This is a genomic window from Gordonia sp. YY1, from assembly GCF_009872315.1.
Classification (GTDB): domain Bacteria; phylum Actinomycetota; class Actinomycetes; order Mycobacteriales; family Mycobacteriaceae; genus Gordonia; species Gordonia amicalis.
In genome coordinates this window covers 150767-169610 of record NZ_WXYI01000005.1, presented here as the reverse complement: position 1 = coordinate 169610, position 18844 = coordinate 150767, and the positions used below count along the sequence as shown (strand labels likewise).

Annotated in this window: 17 protein-coding genes; 8 read left to right on the top strand and 9 right to left on the bottom strand. The window is 67.8% G+C overall.

The features are described from left to right. Positions 1-18 precede the first annotated feature (18 nt). Genes BPODLACK_RS09395 through BPODLACK_RS09380 form a run of 4 tightly spaced genes read right to left on the bottom strand, consistent with a single transcriptional unit; the run spans position 19 to position 4028 of the window. Positions 19-1038 (bottom strand): MlaD family protein, encoded by a 1020-nt coding sequence (locus BPODLACK_RS09395; RefSeq protein ID WP_159405158.1) that lies wholly within the window; start codon positions 1036-1038, stop codon positions 19-21. Continuing rightward, complete coding sequence (locus BPODLACK_RS09390; RefSeq protein ID WP_159405157.1) at positions 1035-2354, bottom strand: MCE family protein; 1320 nt, start codon at positions 2352-2354, stop codon at positions 1035-1037. The genes BPODLACK_RS09395 and BPODLACK_RS09390 overlap by 4 nt, the downstream gene beginning before the upstream one ends. Before the next feature lies 1 nt (position 2355). Beyond that, entirely contained in the window at positions 2356-3219 is an 864-nt protein-coding gene (locus BPODLACK_RS09385) for an MlaE family ABC transporter permease (RefSeq protein WP_410471358.1), read from the bottom strand. Next, positions 3219-4028 carry an MlaE family ABC transporter permease gene (locus BPODLACK_RS09380; protein ID WP_024497870.1) on the bottom strand — a complete coding sequence of 270 codons (810 nt, stop codon included), beginning with the start codon at positions 4026-4028 and terminating at the stop codon, positions 3219-3221. The genes BPODLACK_RS09385 and BPODLACK_RS09380 overlap by 1 nt, the downstream gene beginning before the upstream one ends. A gap of 216 nt (positions 4029-4244) precedes the next feature. On the opposite strand from BPODLACK_RS09380, the gene BPODLACK_RS09375 reads away from it, so the two are divergent. The 4 genes from BPODLACK_RS09375 (at position 4245) to rsmA (ending at position 8201) form a co-directional block, all read left to right on the top strand. Then, positions 4245-5084: a PhzF family phenazine biosynthesis protein gene (locus BPODLACK_RS09375; protein ID WP_159405156.1), complete on the top strand. Its 840-nt coding sequence runs from the start codon at positions 4245-4247 to the stop codon at positions 5082-5084. A gap of 41 nt (positions 5085-5125) precedes the next feature. Continuing rightward, positions 5126-6034 carry a TatD family hydrolase gene (locus BPODLACK_RS09370; protein WP_159405155.1) on the top strand — a complete coding sequence of 303 codons (909 nt, stop codon included), beginning with the start codon at positions 5126-5128 and terminating at the stop codon, positions 6032-6034. A 173-nt stretch (positions 6035-6207) separates the two neighbouring features. After that, on the top strand, positions 6208-7335 hold the full coding sequence (locus tag BPODLACK_RS09365; protein ID WP_024497867.1) for a resuscitation-promoting factor: 1128 nt from the start codon (positions 6208-6210) through the stop codon (positions 7333-7335). Further along, complete coding sequence (gene rsmA, locus BPODLACK_RS09360; protein WP_024497866.1) at positions 7299-8201, top strand: 16S rRNA (adenine(1518)-N(6)/adenine(1519)-N(6))-dimethyltransferase RsmA; 903 nt, start codon at positions 7299-7301, stop codon at positions 8199-8201. The genes BPODLACK_RS09365 and rsmA overlap by 37 nt, the downstream gene beginning before the upstream one ends. Positions 8202-8505: 304 nt before the next feature. Here the strand turns inward: rsmA and BPODLACK_RS09355 are convergent, their stop codons facing one another. After that, on the bottom strand, positions 8506-9498 hold the full coding sequence (locus BPODLACK_RS09355; protein ID WP_024497865.1) for an LLM class F420-dependent oxidoreductase: 993 nt from the start codon (positions 9496-9498) through the stop codon (positions 8506-8508). Between the two features lie 118 nt (positions 9499-9616). On the opposite strand from BPODLACK_RS09355, the gene BPODLACK_RS09350 reads away from it, so the two are divergent. The 3 genes from BPODLACK_RS09350 to BPODLACK_RS09340 are packed head-to-tail and all read left to right on the top strand — an operon-like array spanning position 9617 to position 12472. Beyond that, positions 9617-10285, top strand: a complete 669-nt coding sequence (locus BPODLACK_RS09350) for an HAD family hydrolase (RefSeq protein ID WP_159405154.1) — start codon at positions 9617-9619, stop codon at positions 10283-10285. 36 nt (positions 10286-10321) lie between these two features. Continuing rightward, positions 10322-11272 (top strand): 4-(cytidine 5'-diphospho)-2-C-methyl-D-erythritol kinase, encoded by a 951-nt coding sequence (locus BPODLACK_RS09345; RefSeq protein ID WP_159405153.1) that lies wholly within the window; start codon positions 10322-10324, stop codon positions 11270-11272. 54 nt (positions 11273-11326) lie between these two features. Continuing rightward, the gene (locus BPODLACK_RS09340) at positions 11327-12472 is read left to right on the top strand and encodes an alpha/beta fold hydrolase (RefSeq protein ID WP_024497862.1); all 1146 of its coding nucleotides are present in this window, start codon (positions 11327-11329) and stop codon (positions 12470-12472) included. Between the two features lies 1 nt (position 12473). Here the strand turns inward: BPODLACK_RS09340 and BPODLACK_RS09335 are convergent, their stop codons facing one another. Both BPODLACK_RS09335 and BPODLACK_RS09330 read right to left on the bottom strand, forming a co-directional pair. Beyond that, the gene (locus BPODLACK_RS09335) at positions 12474-14303 is read right to left on the bottom strand and encodes an ABC-F family ATP-binding cassette domain-containing protein (protein ID WP_159405152.1); all 1830 of its coding nucleotides are present in this window, start codon (positions 14301-14303) and stop codon (positions 12474-12476) included. Between the two features lie 32 nt (positions 14304-14335). Then, complete coding sequence (locus BPODLACK_RS09330; RefSeq protein WP_024497860.1) at positions 14336-15220, bottom strand: SGNH/GDSL hydrolase family protein; 885 nt, start codon at positions 15218-15220, stop codon at positions 14336-14338. 177 nt (positions 15221-15397) lie between these two features. Here BPODLACK_RS09330 and BPODLACK_RS09325 point away from each other — a divergent pair, with 177 nt between their 5' ends. After that, on the top strand, positions 15398-16282 hold the full coding sequence (locus tag BPODLACK_RS09325; protein ID WP_024497859.1) for a type IV toxin-antitoxin system AbiEi family antitoxin domain-containing protein: 885 nt from the start codon (positions 15398-15400) through the stop codon (positions 16280-16282). A 45-nt stretch (positions 16283-16327) separates the two neighbouring features. On the opposite strand, the gene BPODLACK_RS09320 is transcribed toward BPODLACK_RS09325, so the two are convergent. Beyond that, a complete protein-coding gene (locus tag BPODLACK_RS09320) occupies positions 16328-17485 on the bottom strand; it encodes an acyl-CoA dehydrogenase family protein (RefSeq protein WP_024497858.1) in 1158 nt (385 codons plus the stop codon). Positions 17486-17521: 36 nt separating this feature from the next. Next, positions 17522-18718 carry an acyl-CoA dehydrogenase family protein gene (locus BPODLACK_RS09315; RefSeq protein ID WP_024497857.1) on the bottom strand — a complete coding sequence of 399 codons (1197 nt, stop codon included), beginning with the start codon at positions 18716-18718 and terminating at the stop codon, positions 17522-17524. Positions 18719-18844: the final 126 nt, after the last annotated feature.

Genomic DNA, 18844 nt, shown 5'->3' with positions numbered 1-18844 from the left:
GAGCTGACATGGCTTGTCTCACATGCAGACCGGGGAGTGGAGCGGACCGAAGATGTTGGCGTCGAGGCCGACGGCGCCCAAGGTGAAGTTGCAGAGGTAGAGCATCATGAATCCCCCGTATCGTCCGCTCTTGTTGATCTCCTCGGCCATCACCGGAAGCCGGTCCAGGAATCGGGTGAAGGCCGGCGTGTTCGGAACCCAACTGGCCGTGACCTGTTCGAGTCCGACCATCGACTTCCGGAAGTCGTCGCCCGCGACGGTCATCATGTCGGCGAGCGCCGACACGGCGCGGTCCCCGCTGTCGAGGAGTGCGGCGAGTTGGCCGTTGTCGCCGACCACCGCCGAGGTGAGGTCGGACAATCCGCGGAAGAGTTCGTTCAGCTGCGGGTTGTGCCGGTCGACGGTGCCCATCAGCACGTTGAGGTTGCTCACCAGCCGGGCGAAGACCGCGCTGTTCGCCGAGAGGTTGTTGCCCATCGACGCGATCTGGCCGAGCAGAGTCTGCACCGAACCCGAACGCCCCTCGAAGGTGTCGACGAAGCCACGTGCGAGATCGTTGACCTGGTTGGCGTCGAGCGCGGAGAACAGTGGCTCGAAACCGTTCATCAGGGCGGTGAGGTTCACCGGCGGTGACGTCCCCTCGACGGGGATCCTCGTGCCGTCGCGCGCGGTGCCGTCCGCACCGCTGTCGGTCAGCGCGATGTAGCGGGCACCGAGCATGTCCCCGTAGCGGATCGCCGCGTGAACCTGCAGCGGTAGCTGATGGTCGTCGGAGATCGAGACGGCGACGTCGGCCAGGGCCGAACCGTCGTCCTGCGGTGCGAAGGCGACCGACTCGACGCGGCCCACCCGCACACCGGACATGGTCACCGGGTTGCCCTCGACCAGACCCTCGGCGTCGGTGAACTGGATGTGAAAGGTCGTCGTGGACCCGTGCACCGGGACACGCAGCGTGTTGCTGACGAGCACCGCGGCGATGATGCCGATGAGGACGAACGACCCGGCTTTCAGGATCGTCTTCAGCGAGAGAGTGGTCATGACACCTTCACCTCGTGGCCGCGAACCATCGGGCCGAGCATCAGCGTGGTGGCGGGGTTGGGGCCCGTGCTCTTGGGTCCCGTGCCCTTCGCCGGGGTCGCACCGAGTTCGGACTCCAGGCGGCTCAGCGTCGGGGCCTCACGCGTCCCGTCGATGACGGGGGGACCGACGAAACCGGAAGGGGTGTAGGTGGGTTCACGAGGGGAGAGCACCTTCGGGTTGGGCGCGCCCGGTGGTCGGACCGGTCCGGTGCCCATGCCGGTTCCCTTGCCGAAGCACTGCGAGCCGCGAAGCGATCCGTAGGTCGGGCAGTCGGCGGCCGTGTACGGCATCGGCTGCGAGAACGTGGGAACCGCGGTGATGTCGAAACGGCCGCTCGAGAACAGCATCGCGCCGGCGGCACCGAATTTCTTGGCCTCGGCGAGCGTCTTGCTGACACCCGACGGGTTCTCCGCGACGGTCGAGAGGATGGTGCCGGTGGAGTCGAGCACGGTGATGATGTTCTTGCGCTGGGCGGCGAGGAACGGGTCGACCGCGCCGGCGAAACCGGAGGCGGCGGTGAAGAACGACGCGAGATCGTCCTGGTTCTCGAGGATGCCGCGGGAGATGCTGGTCGTGTTGGCGAGCGTCTCGGTGATCGCCGGGGTGGAGCGTTTGAGACTCTCCATCACGGCGCGGAATTTCGGTGTGGCGTCGATGAACTGGTTGACGGTCGTCTCGAGTGTGCGCGACGCCTGCCACCAGTCGTCGATCATGACGCCGAGGTCGCCGCCACGGTCGCCGATCGCGGTGGCCACCGCGGAGAGCGCGATGTTCATCTTCTCGGGCTGGACCTCGGCGAGGACGTCGGCGAGTTTGGTGTAGATGCTGTAGAGGTTCGTGGCCTCGGCCGACGTGTCGATCCGGATCTCGTCACCGTCGGACAGCGGTGCGGCGCCCGCCGCGGGCTCCGGTTCGGTCAGCTGAACGTAGATGTCGCCGAAGAAGGTTCGCGGCAGGACGCGCATGGTGACGGTGGACGGGATCGCGTCGATGGCGGCGCCGTCGATGGAGATCCTCACCTGTGACGAGACGGTGCCCGGGTCGATGCCGCTGATCTCGCCGACCGTGACTCCGTGATAGCGGACCGGCGCGCCGGTGGTGATGAGGCCGGCCTCGACCGGCACCTCGGCGAACACCTCGGGATCGCTGGTGACGGTGCCGGCGCTGCGGGCCACCATCCACACCGCGAAGGCGGTGATGAGGGCGCCCGCGATCAGGGCGCGGAGGATGTAACCGAATCGGGAGACCGGGTTGCCCGGCAACATGGTCGACACGTCAGATCCCCATTCCCGGGATCTCGGGGACCAGGCCCCACAACCCGAAAGTGAAGATCACGTCGAAGATCCCGATGGCCAGGATCGACGTGCGGAGTGCGCGTCCGGCCGCCTGGCCGACGCCTTCGGGTCCGCCGGAGGCGAAGTACCCGTAGGAGCAGTGGACCAGCGCGACGATACCGGCGAAGACGATCGCCTTGATCGCGGAGTAGAGCAGGTCGGTCGGCGTGAGTGCGAGATGGAAGAAGTAGTCGAAGGTGCCCGAGGATTCGCCGTTGAACCAGACCACGACGAGACGCGTCGCGATGTAGCTCGCGAGCAGGCCGATCATGTAGATCGGCAGGATGCACACCATCGCCGCGATCATGCGGGTCGTGGCGAGGAAGGGGATCGACCGGATCGCCATCGAGTCGAGCGCGGCGATCTCGTCGGAGATGCGCATCGCGCCGACCTGGGCGGTGAACCCGGTTCCGACCTTGGCGGCCAACGCGATTCCGACGACGACGGGCGCGAGTTCGCGGGTGTTGGCGATCGCCGAGAGCATGCCCGACAGCGAGGTCATGCCGACCAGCTGCAGCCCGCGGTAGGTCTCGACGCCGAGCATCATCGCCGCCGCCAGTGACATGGCCAGCACGATGCCGAGCGTTCCTCCGCCGGAGAGAAGGGATTTCGACCCGAAGGTCACCTCGGCGATCTGGTTGAGCACGTGCTTGCGGTAGTGCACGAGGGTGAACGGGATCGCGGCGATCGCACGCACGATGAAGGTGACGAACTCACCGGCCCGGACGATGCCGGAGACCGTCTGGTCGATTCGACGCCCGAGCCGGCGTTCGGTACGCACTGTCACGTCTGCGGAGACCACCATCAGTACGCCCCCACGGCCGGCACCATCACGGTGTAGAGCTGGGACAGGATCGTGTTGAAGACGAACACGAGCGCGAACGCGATCACCACCGCCTCGTTCACCGCGTCGGCCACTCCTCGTGGGCCACCGCGTGCGTGTAATCCCTTGAAGCAGGCCACAATCGTGGACAGCAACGCGAACATGGCCGCCTTCACGAGTGCCATCACGAAGTCCGAGAACCGGCCGTACTGGCTGAAGGTCGCCATGAACGCGCCGGCGGGCAGGTGCTGGACGTAGATGTGGTAGAGGTAGCAGGCTCCGACGCCGGTGACCGTGATGAGTGAGCACAGCACCAGCGAGACGATGATCGCGGCGAGGAGCCGCGGTGCGACGAGGCGCTCGATCACGTTGAGCCCCATGACCTCCATGGCGTCGACCTCTTCACGGATCTTGCGCGATCCGAGATCGGTGCAGATGGCCGAGCCGGCGACACCGGCCATCATCAGTGCCGATACGAGGGCAGAGGCCTGGCCGACGATGATGAACGCGACGACCGCGCCCGAGTAGCCGCCGGCGCCGATGCGTCCGGCGAGTTCGCCGACCGAGACGGCGATGAACACGCCCACCGGGATCATCAGCAGGAGTGACGGTCCGGTGCTGACGCGGCCGATGAAGACGGTCTGGTTCAGGGTCTCGGCGATGGACAGGCGTCGGCGGAACGTCGCAACCACCAGTGCTCCGATGGCCTGCAGCGCGAACCCGAGTGTATGACCGGCCTCGTTGGCCAGGTCGCGCAGCGGCCCCCGGGAGGCGGGCAGCTCGAACGCCATTGGTCCCCCTGTCATCGCGGTGACATCCCGACGCTCGATCGCCGACTGTGACCCGCGTCGCATAGGAAGCTATCCGGTTTTATATATGAAATCAAACGAGACGGATTCTTTAATGCGTCTCTCCTGGTCGCGGAGAAGTCGACCCGAGCTGTGGGGGTCGGGTTGCCCGTGACAGAGCGGTGGCCGACGTCCGCGCCCCGATGAGACGATGGCGCGATGACTCGCCGTTTCGCTCAGGTCGATGTGTTCTCGTCCACCGGTACCGAGGGCAACCCCGTGGCGGTCGTCGTCGACGGGGGTGGTCCCGGCGCTCCCATCGCAGAGGATCGGATGGCCGCCTTCGCCCGCTGGACCAACCTGTCGGAGACCACGTTCGTGCTGCCGCCCACCGACCCGGCGGCCGACTACAAGCTGCGGATCTTCACCCCCGACGGGGAGTTGCCGTTCGCCGGCCACCCGACTCTGGGATCGGCGCACGCGTGGCTGACCTCGGGCGGGCGACCGAAGGGGGACGACGTCGTGCAGGAATGCGGCGTCGGGCTGGTCCGGATCCGGCGGTCGGGTCCGCGACTCTCCTTCGCGGCGCCGCCGTTGCGCCGGTCGGGCCCGGTGGACCCCGGCGTCGTCGACGAGGTCATCGCTGCTCTCGGCGTCGCCCGGGATGAGGTTCGCGCCGCGGAGTGGGTCGACAACGGTCCGGAGTGGATGGTGATCCAGGTGGGATCGGGGGAGCGGGTGCTCGATGTCCGTCCCGACATGCCCGCGCTCGGCGACCACAAGGTCGGCTTGCTCGGGCTCTACGGATCGGGAGATGTCTTCGCCGAGGTCCGGGCGTTCGTCCCGGGTATCGGTGTACCCGAGGATCCGGTGACCGGCAGCCTCAACGCGGGGATCGCGACCTGGCTCCGGGCGACCGGACAGGCGCCGGAGCGTTATGTCGCCGCGCAGGGTGCGGCCATCGGACGGGCCGGCCGCGTCCACATCCACGACGACGGTGACGACATCTGGGTGGGTGGCGACACCGCGACCGTGATCGAGGGCACAGTCGCGCTGTAGCCCGGCGCGAGGTGTCGCCGGTCTGTGTCAGGGTGTTTGCCATGAGCGACGCTGCCGGGTCGGAGACCCTCGGGAACGCCGGGTCGGAGACCCTGAGCAACAAGGCGGCCAGGAAGCGTCGTCGGCGCGAGCCGCCGCCCGATCCGGCTCCGCTGCCGGGTCTCGTGGACGCCCACACCCACCTGGCGGCCTGCGGTGGACGGGACGCCGAGTCGGTACACGCCATCCTCGACCGTGCGCAGGCGGTCGGGGTCGATCAGGTGGTGACGGTCGCCGACGACATGGTCGATGCCCGCTGGGCGGTCGCGGCGGCGGAATGGGACGACCGGGTCTACGCGGCTGTCGCGCTGCATCCGATGCATGCGGGTGATCTCGACGACGACACCGCCGCCGAACTCGAGCGGATGATCCGTCATCCGCGGGTCGTTGCGGTGGGTGAGACGGGCCTCGACTACTACTGGCCCGGCAAGTCCGGCGACTGCGCGTCGCCGGCGGTTCAGCACGAGACGTTCCGCTGGCACATCGATCTCGCCAGGCGAGTCGGTAAGCCGCTGATGATCCACAACCGCGAGGCCGACCGGGATCTGCTCGACATCCTGGCCGCCGAGGACGCCCCGGAGACCGTGATCATGCATTGCTTCTCCGGTGACCGGAATGTTGCCCGCGAGTGTGTCGACCGTGGGTACTTCCTCAGTTTTGCCGGAACTGTGAGCTTCGCCAATGCCGAGGAGTTGCGGGTGGCGGCGGAGCTGGTGCCCGACGAACAGATCCTGGTGGAGACCGACGCCCCTTTCCTGACCCCGCATCCGTACCGTGGCCAGCCGAATCAGTCGTACTGCCTGCCGTACACCGCACGGGCGATCGCCGAGGTCAGGGGGGTGTCCGAGGAGCAGATGGCGCGATTGTTAGGCGCCAATGCGCGGCGCGCCTACAACATCTCTTTGCCATAATCTGGCCGGTTCGTTATCGTACTGTGATCCCGCTCGGCCAGAGCGATTACATCCGGCTACCAGCGGTTCACGACGAGGTGCGTATGCATCCCGGAGTGCGGATGGGTCTTCTGGTCGCGGCGGCGCCCTGTTGCCGACCAGATTGTTGTGCCTTGCCTTCTCTACCTCCTTCAGTGTCACCCAAGTCGGTCTTCTCGAAGATCAACGGGTCCGATTCCCTGCGTGCCCGCCTGGCCGTCGGAGCCGTCTGCGCGACCGTCGCCGCCGGTGGTGTCATGGGTGTCGCGATGCACAAGACCGTGACCATCGATGTCGACGGCAAGACCCGTCAGGTGTCCACGATGGCGATGTCCGTGGAGAGCCTGCTCGAATCCGAGGGCCTCGCACCGGCCGGGGGTGACAAGGTGAGCCCGTCGCTCGACTCCGGTTTCGGCGAGGGGCAGACCATCACGGTGAACCGTCTGAAGAAGCTGACCCTCGACGTCGAGGGCAAGCGCGAGACGGTCATCACCAACGCCTCGACCGTGGACCAGCTCCTCTCCGAACGCGGACTGACGCATGCCGCCGAGCAGGCGGACTTCGCCACCGACAAGCTGCCGGTCGACGGCGGCGAGATCGATGTCGCGCTCCCCAAGCCGGTGAACCTCGTCGACGGCCCGGCCAAGAAGCGGCCGACGGTCGCGGCCCACACCGTCGGCGAACTGCTCGAGGCCCTCGGAACGCCCCTCGGGCCCGAGGACAAGGTCGTCCCCGCCGCCGACACCGAGGTCACCCCCGACCTGAAGGTCATCGTCACGCGCATCAAGACCGAGGACGTCACCGTCAACGAGCCGGTCGCCCCGCCGGAGATCAAGAAGGAAGACCCGACACTCGTCCGTGACCGCAAGGTCGTCGAGAAGAAGGGCACTCCCGGTGAGGCGCGCGTGACGTATAAGGTCACCACCGTGAACGGCAAGGTGGTCAAGCGCGACAAGCTGACGAGTGACGTGCTCACCGAGCCCGTCGCCGCCACCGTCCGCATCGGCACCAAGCCGGGCGCGCCGTTCGTGCCGCCGGGCTCGGTGTGGGACGCCCTGGCCCAGTGTGAGGCCACCGGCAACTGGGCCATCAACACCGGCAACGGTTTCTACGGCGGTGTCCAGTTCGACCAGAACACGTGGGAACGATGGGGCGGACTCGAGTTCGCGCCGCGCGCGGACCTCGCCACCCGCGAAGAGCAGATCGCGGTCGCCTCGAAGACCCAGGCCGTCCAGGGTTGGGGCGCATGGCCGTCGTGCTCGTCCAAGTTGGGCCTGCGCTGATCGACGACCCGCCAGGCGACGCACCGCGGCTCCTCGGACCCGCGCAGATCCGCGAACTCGCCGCCGAAGTCGGTGTCCGGCCGACCAAGACTCTCGGGCAGAACTTCGTCCACGACGCCAACACCGTCCGACGCATCGTCGCGGCTTCCGGGGTCGGCGCCGACGATGTGGTCCTGGAGGTCGGCCCCGGCCTGGGGTCGCTGACCCTCGCGCTGCTCGGGACCGCCGGCCGGGTCGTCGCAGTCGAGATCGATCCGGTTCTTGCGCAACGGATTCCGCAGACAGTCGCCGAGTACGCGCCGGCGCGGAGCGGCGACTTCGACGTCGTGCTCGCCGACGCGCTGCAGATCACCCGTGACGACCTGCCCGTCGTGCCGACCGCGCTCGTCGCCAATCTCCCGTACAACGTGTCGGTTCCGGTACTGCTGCATCTGCTCGGGCTGTTCCCCGAGATCACGACCGCCTTGGTGATGGTCCAGGCAGAGGTGGCCGACCGGCTCGCCGCCCCGCCCGGTAGCCGCACCTACGGTGTGCCGAGTGTGAAGGCCCGGTACCACGGCCGAGTGAGTCGAGCAGGTGCGGTGGGGCGCAACGTGTTCTGGCCCGAACCCAAGGTCGAGTCCGGTCTCGTGCGCATCGAGCGCACCGACGACCACCCCACCGACCCGGAGTTCCGGCAGGCGGTGTTCGCCGCGATCGACGCAGCATTCGCCCAGCGCCGCAAGACGATGCGGTCGGCACTGGCCGGCTGGGCGGGCTCCCCGGCGGAGGCCGAACGACGCTTGCGCGCTGCCGGCATCGACCCGGGTATCCGTGGCGAGAAACTCGACGTCGACGACTTCGTGCGGCTGGCCCGCACCGTCTGACGCATCGCTCCGATCCGGAAGAGCGAGACGCACCCCTCCGCCTCTGCCGCCTGAGGTGCGAGGAGCGCAAGCGACGGGACGGCCTCTGCCGCCTGAGGTGCGAGGAGCGCAAGCGACGGGACCGCCTCTGCCGCCTGAGGTGCGAGGAGCGCAAGCGACGGGACTGCCTCTGCCGCCTGAGGTGCGAGGAGCGCAAGCGACGAGCCTCGAAGGCCTGGTGAGTTGACCTAGCCGAGCCGAGAAGTACGTGGCCTCAGCCTGTCTGGCGGCGTCGACCGGATTCCGTTACACGAATGAGCAGTTCTCAGCTCGACGCCGCGCGCAGCTTATCCAGGAGCTCCGGTGCGGCGTCGCGCAGGAACTCGTCCTGCGTCTCACCGCCGATCTGCACGAGCGCGATGTCGGTGAATCCGGCTTCCCAGAACGGTTTCACGGCCTCGACGATCTGGTCGAGGTCGGGTCCGCACGGGATGTTGCCCGCGACATCGTCCGGGGTGACGTACTGGGTCGCGGCGGCGAAGCCCGCGGTGGTCCGGAGATCGGCGTTGACATCCCAGCCGCCGGCGAACCAGCGGAACTGGTCGTGGGCACGTTCGACGGCGGCATCGCGGTCGGGGCCCCAGCTGATCGGGATCTGACCGATGGCGCGGGTGCCCTTGCCGTCGATCGTCGAGGTGGCGGCCTGGGCGTTCCACGCCGAGATCAGGTCCGGGTCGGGTTCCACGGCGATCAGATGATCGGCCAGCGGGCCGAACGTGTCGATACCGGATTCGCCGGCCACGGCGACGCCGATCGGCACCGGCTGGTCGGGGAGGTCCCAGACGCGCGCGGCGTCGACCTGGAAGAACTCGCCACGGAAGTCGACGAGTTCGCCGGTGTGCAATGTGCGGATGATCTCGATGGCCTCGGCGAGCATGTCCTGGCGATCGGCGACCGCAGGCCAGCCCATGCCGACGACGTGCTCGTTGAGGTTCTCGCCCGAACCCAGTCCGAGTGTGAAGCGACCGTCGGCGAGGATCTGCAGGGTCGCGGCCTTCTGCGCGATGACGGCCGGGTGATAGCGGATCGTCGGGCAGGTCACGTAGGTCATCAGCTCGACGCGCTCGGTCGCGTGTGCCACCGCACCCAGGACCGACCACGCGTAGGGGGCGTGGCCCTGGGCGGACAGCCACGGGAAGTAGTGGTCGCTGCACACCTCGAAGTCGAAGCCGGCCCCCTCGGCGCCGATGGCGTAGCGGACCAGATCCTTGGGGCCGGCCTGCTCGGTCATCAAGGTGTACCCGAATCGGGGTGTCATCAGAACTCCTCTGCACGTCTTTCGTGGGCCGGGATCGGTCGCTTCGGTGTAGCCAGCGAGCCGTTCGGGTAAACGGACCGCCTCACCACGCGTCAACCGACCAGGAAAGAAGGTGCAGATGCCCGACGCAGACGCCGGAGCTTCAGTCGACACCGTTTTGCTCGACGTCGACGGGACCCTGATCGACTCGACCTATCTCCACGCACTCGCCTGGATGCGGGCCTTCACCGCGCACGACCTCACCCCGCAGTGGTGGAAGGTCCACCGTGCCATCGGAATGGGCGGCGACCGGCTCGTCGGCGAGATCTGCGGCGACGAGGTCGAGGCGTCGCTGGGCGATACCCTCCGCGACGACTGGGAGGGTCACTACCGCGAACTGGTGCCCGACCTGCGGCCGTTGCCCGGGGCCGTCGACTTCGTCCGAGGTCTGCTCGATGGGGGATACCGGGTGGCGCTCGCATCGTCGGGCAAGGCCGAATTCACCGACGCCGCACTGAAAGTGCTGGGTTTCGGTCACGACGACCTGGCCGCGGTCACCTCGTCGGACGACGCGGACGATTCGAAGCCGGCACCCGACATCCTGGAGGTCGCCCTGACGCAGGCGGGGGGTGGCCGGGCGGTCGTCGTCGGAGACACGGTGTGGGACGTCGCGTCCGCGCATCGGCTTCCCGCCGAGTGCGTCGCGGTCCGGTCCGGTGGTTTCGCCGAAGCCGAGTTACGCGACGCGGGGGCGGTACTCGTCGTCGACCACGTGGGCGAACTGTCGCGCCGCGGGTGGCGGCCCTGAGCGCATATGCGAAGCGGCCGACTAGTCTGAATCACTGTGTCGCGAACGTCGCTGTCGGTGGTAACCGATTCCGTCACCGCGCGTGCCCCGTCGAAGGTGAACCTCCACCTGGGTGTGGGCCCGCGCCGGGCTGACGGGTACCACGATCTGGTCACCGTCTTCCAGGCGCTCTCGCTGCACGATGACGTCCGGGTCGCGCGCGCCCACGAGCTGACCGTCGCCGTCCGAGGTGAGGGTGCCGGTTCGGTGCCCGCCGATGCCTCCAATCTCGCGGCCCGCGCGGCGCAATCGCTGGCCGAGTGGGCGGACCGTTCGGCACACGTCGCCATCGAGATCGAGAAGACGATCCCGGTCGCCGGCGGCATGGCCGGCGGCAGCGCCGACGCCGCCGGAGCGCTCGTGGCGCTCGCGCATCTGTGGAAGCTCGACATCTCGCGTGACGAACTCGCCGAGATCGCCGCCGACCTCGGGAGCGACGTCCCGTTCGCGCTCCACGGCAACACCGCGCTGGGCACCGGACGCGGTGAGCAGCTGATGCAGGTGCTCTCCCGAGGCGAGTTCCACTGGGTGCTCGCCCTTGCGCGAGAAGGCCTGTCGACGCCGGCGGTGTACCGGGAACTGGACCGGCTGCGGGAGAGTCGTTCCGACGAGACCGATGACGACAGCGACTTCCTGCGTCGCCCCGACGATCTCATGCAGGCGCTCGCGTCGGGCAGCCCCCGCGCGGTGGCGCCGTTGCTGCACAACGACCTCCAGCCCGCCGCCCTCAGCCTGCAGCCGACGCTGCGCCGCACCCTCCGGGCCGGGGTGGATGCGGGAGCCCTCAAGGGGATCGTGTCGGGGTCGGGTCCGACGTGTGCGTTCCTGTGCGCGGACGAGCAGTCCGCCGTGAACGTGGCCGCCGAACTGTCGGGAGCCGGTGTCGCCCGTGCGGTCCGCACCGCGAGCGGCCCCGCACCGGGAACCCGCATCCAGGGCACCGACTGAAACCATCGCGTTGCGCTGACCTGGTCTTTCTCGGAGGTCATTACAGTTGTGCGGGTGCTCCGCAGACCACTGACCGCCGTGCTGACATCCGCCGTCGCCGTGCTCGTCGGCATCGGGTCGCTCACGTCGACGCCGCCGTCGACGGCCGCGGCCCCCGCCAACGGATTCGTGTTCACCACCCGCGACGTTCCCGACGACCAGCTACCGTCGGCCGCGGCCGCCGGTACCCGGCTTACCTATGCCACGCGGGACCAGCGTGGACGCCCGGCGATGGCGAGCGGCGTCTACTGGGTCCCGCGCGGCACACCGCCGCCGGGCGGATGGCCGGTGGTGTCCTGGGCGCATGGGACCGTCGGTATCGCCGACGAGTGCGCACCCACGAAGCACCGGTTGGGTGACGGGGTCGAAGCACCCGTGCGGGCCGCGCTGGAAGCCGGCTACGCGGTGACGGCCACCGACTACGCCGGACTCGGATCCGCCGGGGAGACCGACTATCTCGGCGGCGCGGCCGCGGCGTACTCGGTCATCGACATGATCCGCGCGGCCCGGTCGGTCGACGCCGCCCTCGGTGGCTCCTGGGTGTCGGTCGGGCATTCCCAGGGCGGACACGCGGCACTGCATGCGGCGCACCGCGCACCGTCGTACGCTCCGGAATTGCCGGTCAAGGGGGCGGTCGCGATCGCTCCGGTGTCGTCGTTGGAGAACCTGTTCGGTCTCTTCGGACCGCGCGTACCCGGACTCGGCACCCTCAACGTTCTGAGCGCCCCGTTTCTCTACACCCTGGCAGGTCTGGACCATTCGCAGCCCGAACTCGGGGTCGGGGACTTCCTCACCGACAGCGGCAAGCGGTTCCTGGACCGGTCGCGCGCCCGCTGCAACGGTGATGTCGTCGACGCGCTGCGGTCGGTGTCGCCGGGATCGCTTGTCGCATCGTCGTTCACGAAGGACCAGAAGTTCCGCGACGCCCTGCGGGCCTACGCCGAGGTTCCGACCGCCGGCTACCCGGCGAAGGTGACCATCGCGCACGGACTCCTCGACCCGGTGCTGCCGTATCCACTGAGCCGTTCACTGCGGTCGGCGATGAGCCGCGACGGCACCGACGTCGACCTGAAGACCTACGCGCGCGCCGACCACAGCAGCGTCGTCGACGGCTCGCTACCCGACGTCATGACCGCCATCCGGGAGGCGTTCGCGCGGTAGGTCACTCGATGGCCTCGCCGAGCTCCATCCAGCGCTCCTCGAGTTCGGCGAGTTCGGACTCCATCTCCCGGATGCGTTCGGTCTCGGCGGACAGGCCCTGGTAGTCGGCCTGGTCGTGGTCGGCGAGGGCGGTGCGTGCCTCGTCGATCTTGCTGTGCAGCTTGTCGATCCGGCGTTCCAGCGACGCCAGCTCCTTGTTCGCGGCCCGCAGTTCGGCCCCGCTGAGCGCGGAGGTGGGCGCGGAGGTGGGCGCGGAGTGCGCCGATGCAGACGACTCGCCGGAGTTCGACGCCGTGGCGGAAGCCGATGCCTTCTGCTGTGCCGCACGGAGTTTCAGGAACTCGTCGACGCCACCGGGTAGATGGCGCAATTTGCCGTTCATCACGGCGAACTGCTGGTCGGTGACGCGCTCGAGGAAGTACCGGTCGTGTGAGACGACGATGAGGGTGCCGGGCCAGGAGTCCAGAAGATCCTCGAGGGCGGCGAGCATGTCGGTGTCGAGGTCGTTGGTCGGCTCGTCGAGGATGAGCACGTTGGGGGCGTCGAGCAGGATGAGCAGCAGCTGCAGACGACGCTTCTGACCACCGGACAGGTCGCGCACCGGGGTGGAGAGCTGGGCGCTGTCGAAACCGAGACGCTCGAGCAGCTGCGACGGGGAGAGTTCCTGCGCCTTCGATCCCGAACCGAATGTGTAGGTGGTCTGCAGCTGTGAGATGACCACGCGCACCGGGTCGTCGAGGTAGCGGTTCAGGTCGTCGAGCCGCTGGGTGAGGGTGGCGACCTTGACGGTCTTGCCGCGCTTGACCCTTCCCCCGGTCGCCGCGACCGTCCCGGCGATGAGCCCGAGCAGGGTCGATTTGCCCGCACCGTTGACGCCGAGGATGCCGGTGCGTTCGCCCGGCGCCAGTCGCCATTCGACGCCGTCGAGGACGTTCCGGTCGCCGTAGGAGACCGACACGTCGAGCAGGTCGACGACGTCCTTGCCGAGGCGCGCGGTGGCCAGCGACTTCAGGGCGACGGTGTCGCGGACCGGCGGGACGTCGGCGATGAGGGCGTTGGCCGCGTCGATGCGGAACTTCGGCTTGGAGGTGCGGGCGGGCGCACCGCGGCGCAGCCAGGCGAGTTCCTTGCGGGCCAGGTTCTGACGGCGCGCTTCGATCGCCGCGGCCTGCCGGTCACGCTCGACGCGCTGCAGGATGTAGGCGGCGTACCCGCCCTCGAACGGTTCGACGATCCGGTCGTGGACCTCCCAGGTCATGGTGCAGACCTCGTCGAGGAACCAGCGGTCGTGGGTGACGACCAGCAGCCCGCCGGCATTGGCGGGCCAGCGGCGCTTGAGGTGATCGGCGAGCCAGGTGATGGCCTCGACGTCGAGGTGGTTGGTCGGCTCGTCGAGCGCGAGGACGTCGTACTCGCCGGCCAGGAGCCGGGCCAGCGACACCCGGCGGCGCTGACCGCCGGACAGCGAACCCGTGGTGGCCGTCCACTCGACGTCGCCGAGCAGTCCGCCGATGACGTCCCGGACACGCGGGTCGCCGGCCCATTCGTGTTCGGGCCGGTCCCCGACGACGGCATGACCGACGGTTTCGTCGTCGTCGAACCGGTCGACCTGGTCCAGGACCCCCACACGCACTCCGCCACGCACCGTGACGCGTCCGGAATCGGGTTGTTTGCGACCGGCGAGCATCGCGAGCAGGCTCGACTTGCCGTCGCCGTTGCGTCCGACGATGCCGATACGGTCGCCCTCGTTGACGCCGAGGGACACCGAGTCGAAGACCTTGGTCGTCGGGTATTCCAGGCCTAGGGTTTCCGCGCCGAGAAGATGAGCCACGCCGACCAGGTTAGTGACCGGCCCGGCGCGGGTTACCGGCGGATCGCGCCGTTGATCATCATGGCGATCGCGAGCGCCCCCGCCTGGTTGACGTGATAGGGAAGCGCGATCCGATTCGACAACGCGCTCTCGTACCAGGGATTGATCAGATTGCACGGGTCATGACCGAGCGACCCGCGATTGGCGTCGACGAAAGCACCGCCGACCTTGGTCGTCGCGCGCAGGAGAGCGTCGTTGGCGCGGTAGAACACCTGACGCATCCATCGAGCGTCGGGGTCGCTGAGCGGGATCAACGGCCAGCACCCGCTGTTACCGATGAACCCGCCGAGACCGACGACGATGATCTGCGCGCGGGGAGCCTTCTGGCGGATCGCCCGCAGCGCCGGGGTGACACGGTTCTCCATGAGCTGGACGCGCCACCGCACCTCGTTCTCGAGCCGCGGGTTGTGCCGGCAACGTCGATCCGTGAGCGGCTGGCGGATCGCGCACTGCGCGAGGATCGCGGCCCACTGCATGTCGTTGCCGCCGATGCTGACGGTGATGAGTTGGGCGTCGCGGGGGACCAGGTTCAGCTGGACCGCCTTCGCCCCGCGCGAGGTGTGCTGTGCGGCGCGATAGAGGTGCGCCGACTGCGCCCCGGCGCACGACGTGTCGACGAAACGCCGTGGCAGCGTCATCGCCGCCACGTATTTCGGATAGTTGAGCGCCGACCGCTTACAACCGTCGAAGTACTCGGGTGTCGGCGTGAAGAATCCGCCCGAGGCCCGCGAATCACCCATCGCGATGTACGGGCCGCCGGTGTAGCGCACGGGCGCAGCCTGCGCGGGGGATGCCGTCGCGGCCACCAATGCTGTCACGAACGCGGTGATCAAGACCGCTGCCAGGGCGCGCACCCCGCGCCGATACTCCCGCACCAAAGATCCCCGCACTTTCCACGTCCCGACCCCGCTGCTTTGCTCAGCGAATATTAAGGCAAGCAGATCACGCGTGTGCACGGAGTGCGTTTTCGGTGCTGCTTCTCGGCACTGATGTCGCACTCGGCGGGAGCAGCGTTACGGCGGAACCAAGAAGGGAGTCGATGCGTCCAAGAATGCATGGTGATTTCGACCGCGCTCCGCACCCTCGCTCTCTCGCACGACGGCGTGGTCACCATCGATGAGGCGCGCGAGCACGGCCTCAGCAACGGTGCCGTCGGGCGTCGGGTGAAGTCCGGAGAATGGGTGCGCGAGGCGCACGGGATCTATCGTCTGGCCGATCACCCGGTCACCAGCCGTACGCGAACTCGGATCGCGACACAATCGGTGTCTCGCGATGCGGTACTCAGCGGACTTGCAGCAGCGTGGTGGCACGGTGTCGCGACCAAACGGCCCGCCGTTGTCACCGTTACCGGTCCCAAGAGTTGGAAGGGCGCGACGGTGAAAGGCAGAAAAGTCATCCGCCGAACACTCGACTCCGCTGACGTCGTCGACCACAAGGGCTTGCGCGTGACGGCGCTCCCACTGTCGGTCCTCGAAGGCGCCGTCGAGGGGAACATGGATGTCCTCGACCGCGCAGTGCAACGCGAGAAGGTGACCGTCGACGCGCTCGTCGAGACGTTCCAGCGTCGTCGTAAACGCAAGGGCGCCGCCGAGATGGCGAAGATGCTGGTGCTCGTCGGGTCGGGTGCACGGTCTGCCGCGGAGCGGCTGGCGGTCGACGCGTTCGAGCAGCACGGAATCACCGGCTGGATCGCCAACCATCCTGCAGCGGGCTATGTCATAGATTTCGCCTTCACCGAGAAGAAGGTGGCCGTCGAGATCGACGGCATGGCCTATCACCGCGACGCCGAGGTCTTCCGTTCGGACCGGGCACGGCGCAACGCGCTGATCACCGCTGGGTGGACGGTCCTCAACTTCACCTGGGCAGACCTGCTGGAAAGGCCGGGTTACGTTGCAGCGCAGGTCGAGTACACCTTACGCCGAACGCAGAGTGCGGGATGAGTGCCGGAAAACAGCACGCATCCCGCACTCTGCGGAAGCGGGAACCTAGAGCCCCAGATCCTTGGCGATGATCGTCTTCATGACCTCGCTGGTGCCGCCGTAGATGCGCGAGACGCGGGTGTCGGCGTACAGGCGGGCGATCGGGTACTCGAGGACGTAACCGTAACCGCCGTGCAGCTGCAGGCACTTGTCGATGACCTTGCCGGCGGTCTCGGTGGCGAACAGCTTGGCGCGGGCGGCGTCCGGGACGGTCAGCTCGCCCGCGTTGTGCAGCTCGAGAGCGCGGTCGACGATCGCGCGGATCGCCTCGACCTCGGCCGAGCACTCGGCGAGCACGAACTTGGTGTTCTGGAAGGCCGCGACCGGTTTGCCGAAGACGTCGCGTTCCTTCGTGTAGGCGATCGCGTGCTGTACGGCCGCGGCGGCGGTGGCCGACGCCCCGATCGCGATGGTGAGGCGTTCCTGGGCGAGGTTGTGGCTCAGGTACTTGAAGCCCGCGCCCTCGTCGCCGAGGAGGTCCTCGACCGGCACCTTCACCGAGTCGAAGGACAGTTCGGCCGTGTCGGAGGCCTTCAGTCCGATCTTCTCGATCTTGCGGCCGACCGAGAACCCCTCGGACTTGGTGTCGACCACCAGGATCGACAGTCCCGCACGACGATTCTCGGGATCGAAGGGGGTGGTGCGGGCGACGACGAGGATGCGGTCGGCGAGCGCGCCACCGGTGATGAAGGTCTTGGCGCCGTCGAGCACGTAATGCGAGCCGTCCTCGGACAGCTTCGCGGTGGTCGCGATGTTCGCGAGGTCCGAGCCGGTGCCGGGTTCGGTCATCGCGATCGCGAACATGATCTCGCCGGAACAGAATCCGGGGATCCAACGCTCCTTCTGCTCCTGCGTCCCGTACTCCATCAGGTAGGGGAGGATCAGGTTCGAGTGCACCGAGTAGCTGCCGAAGGTGACGCCCGCCGCGGAGGTCTCCTCGGCGATCACCAGGGAGTAGGTGAAGTCGGTGACGCCACCGCCGCCGAACTCCTCGGGGGCCTCGATGCCCAGGACGCCGAGATCGCCGAGCCGGTTGTAGAACTCGCGCGGCGGATGGCCCTGCTTCTCCCAGTCGTGGTAGACGGGTACGACTTCCTTGGCGATGAAGTCCCGGATCGTCTTGCGGAAGGCCTCGTGGTCCTCGGTGAAGATGCGACGCTGCATGGTGATTCCTAAAGTGTTGGGGAAGTGAAGGATTGGTTACTGCTCGCGGTACTCGCGCAGGAGTCCCCTGGAGATGATCTGCTTCTGGATCTCGCTGGTGCCCTCGCCGATGAGCAGGAAGGGCGCATCACGCATCAGGCGTTCGATCTCGAACTCCTTGGAGTAGCCGTAGCCACCGTGGATGCGGAAGGACGCCTGGGTGACCTCGGCGCAGTACTCGCTGCACAGGTATTTGGCCATACCCGCGGCGACGTCGTTGCGTTCCCCGGAGTCCTTCAGCCGGGCGGCGTTGACCATCATCAGGTGCGCGGCCTCGACCTTGGTCGCCATCTCGGCCAGCGAGAAGGCGATAACCTGATGTTCGGCGATGGGCTTGCCGAACGTGGAACGCTGCTGGGCGTACTTGACGCCGAGTTCGAAGGCGCGCTGGGCGATTCCGCACGCACGCGCGGACACGTTGACGCGACCGACCTCGACGCCGTCCATCATGTGCGCGAAGCCCTTGCCCGGCACCCCGCCCAGGATGTCGGTGGCCGGTGCGCGGTAGCCGTCGAAGACGAGCTCGGTGGTGTCGATTCCCTTGTAGCCCATCTTGTCCAGCTTGCGCGGGATGGTCACGCCCGGGACCACCTCACCGAAGCCGGCCGGCTTCTCGACCAGGAAGGTGGTCAGGTTCTTGTGCGGCTTCTCCTCGCCCTCCTCGGTACGGACAAGTGCCGCAACCAGAGTCGACGATCCGCCGTTGGTCAGCCACATCTTCTGTCCGTTGATGACGTAGCTGTCGTCACCGTCGCGCTTGGCGGTCGTCTTGATCGCCGCGACGTCGGAGCCGAGTTCGGGTTCGGACATGGAGAACGCACCCCGGACCTCGCCGGTGGCCATTCGCGGGAGGAACCGCTGCTTCTGCTCGTCGGTGCCGTGCTGACGCAGCATGTAGGCGACGATGAAGTGGGTGTTGATGACGCCCGAGACGCTCATCCAGCCACGTGCCAGCTCCTCGACGCAGAGGGCGTACGTCAGCAGCGATTCACCGAGGCCGCCGTACTCCTCGGGGATCATCAGGCCGAACAGTCCCATCTCGCCCATGCCGTCGACGATGGCCTGCGGGTATTCGTCCGCATGCTCGAGCTCCTGCGCATTGGGGATGATCTGTTTGTCGACGAAGGAGCGCACGTTGGCGACGATCTCCGTCTGGATCTCGGTGAGGCCCAGGGTCTGCGCGAGGCGGGTCATGGTGGTGGGTTCTCTCCCATGAGTAAGCGGTGCAGGTCGCACCGGCTGGCGGATGTGAGACGCAACGTACCCAAGCATGCCGTCCCACGACACTTGGAAGTAGACGCGATGCGCTAAGGGTGCGAT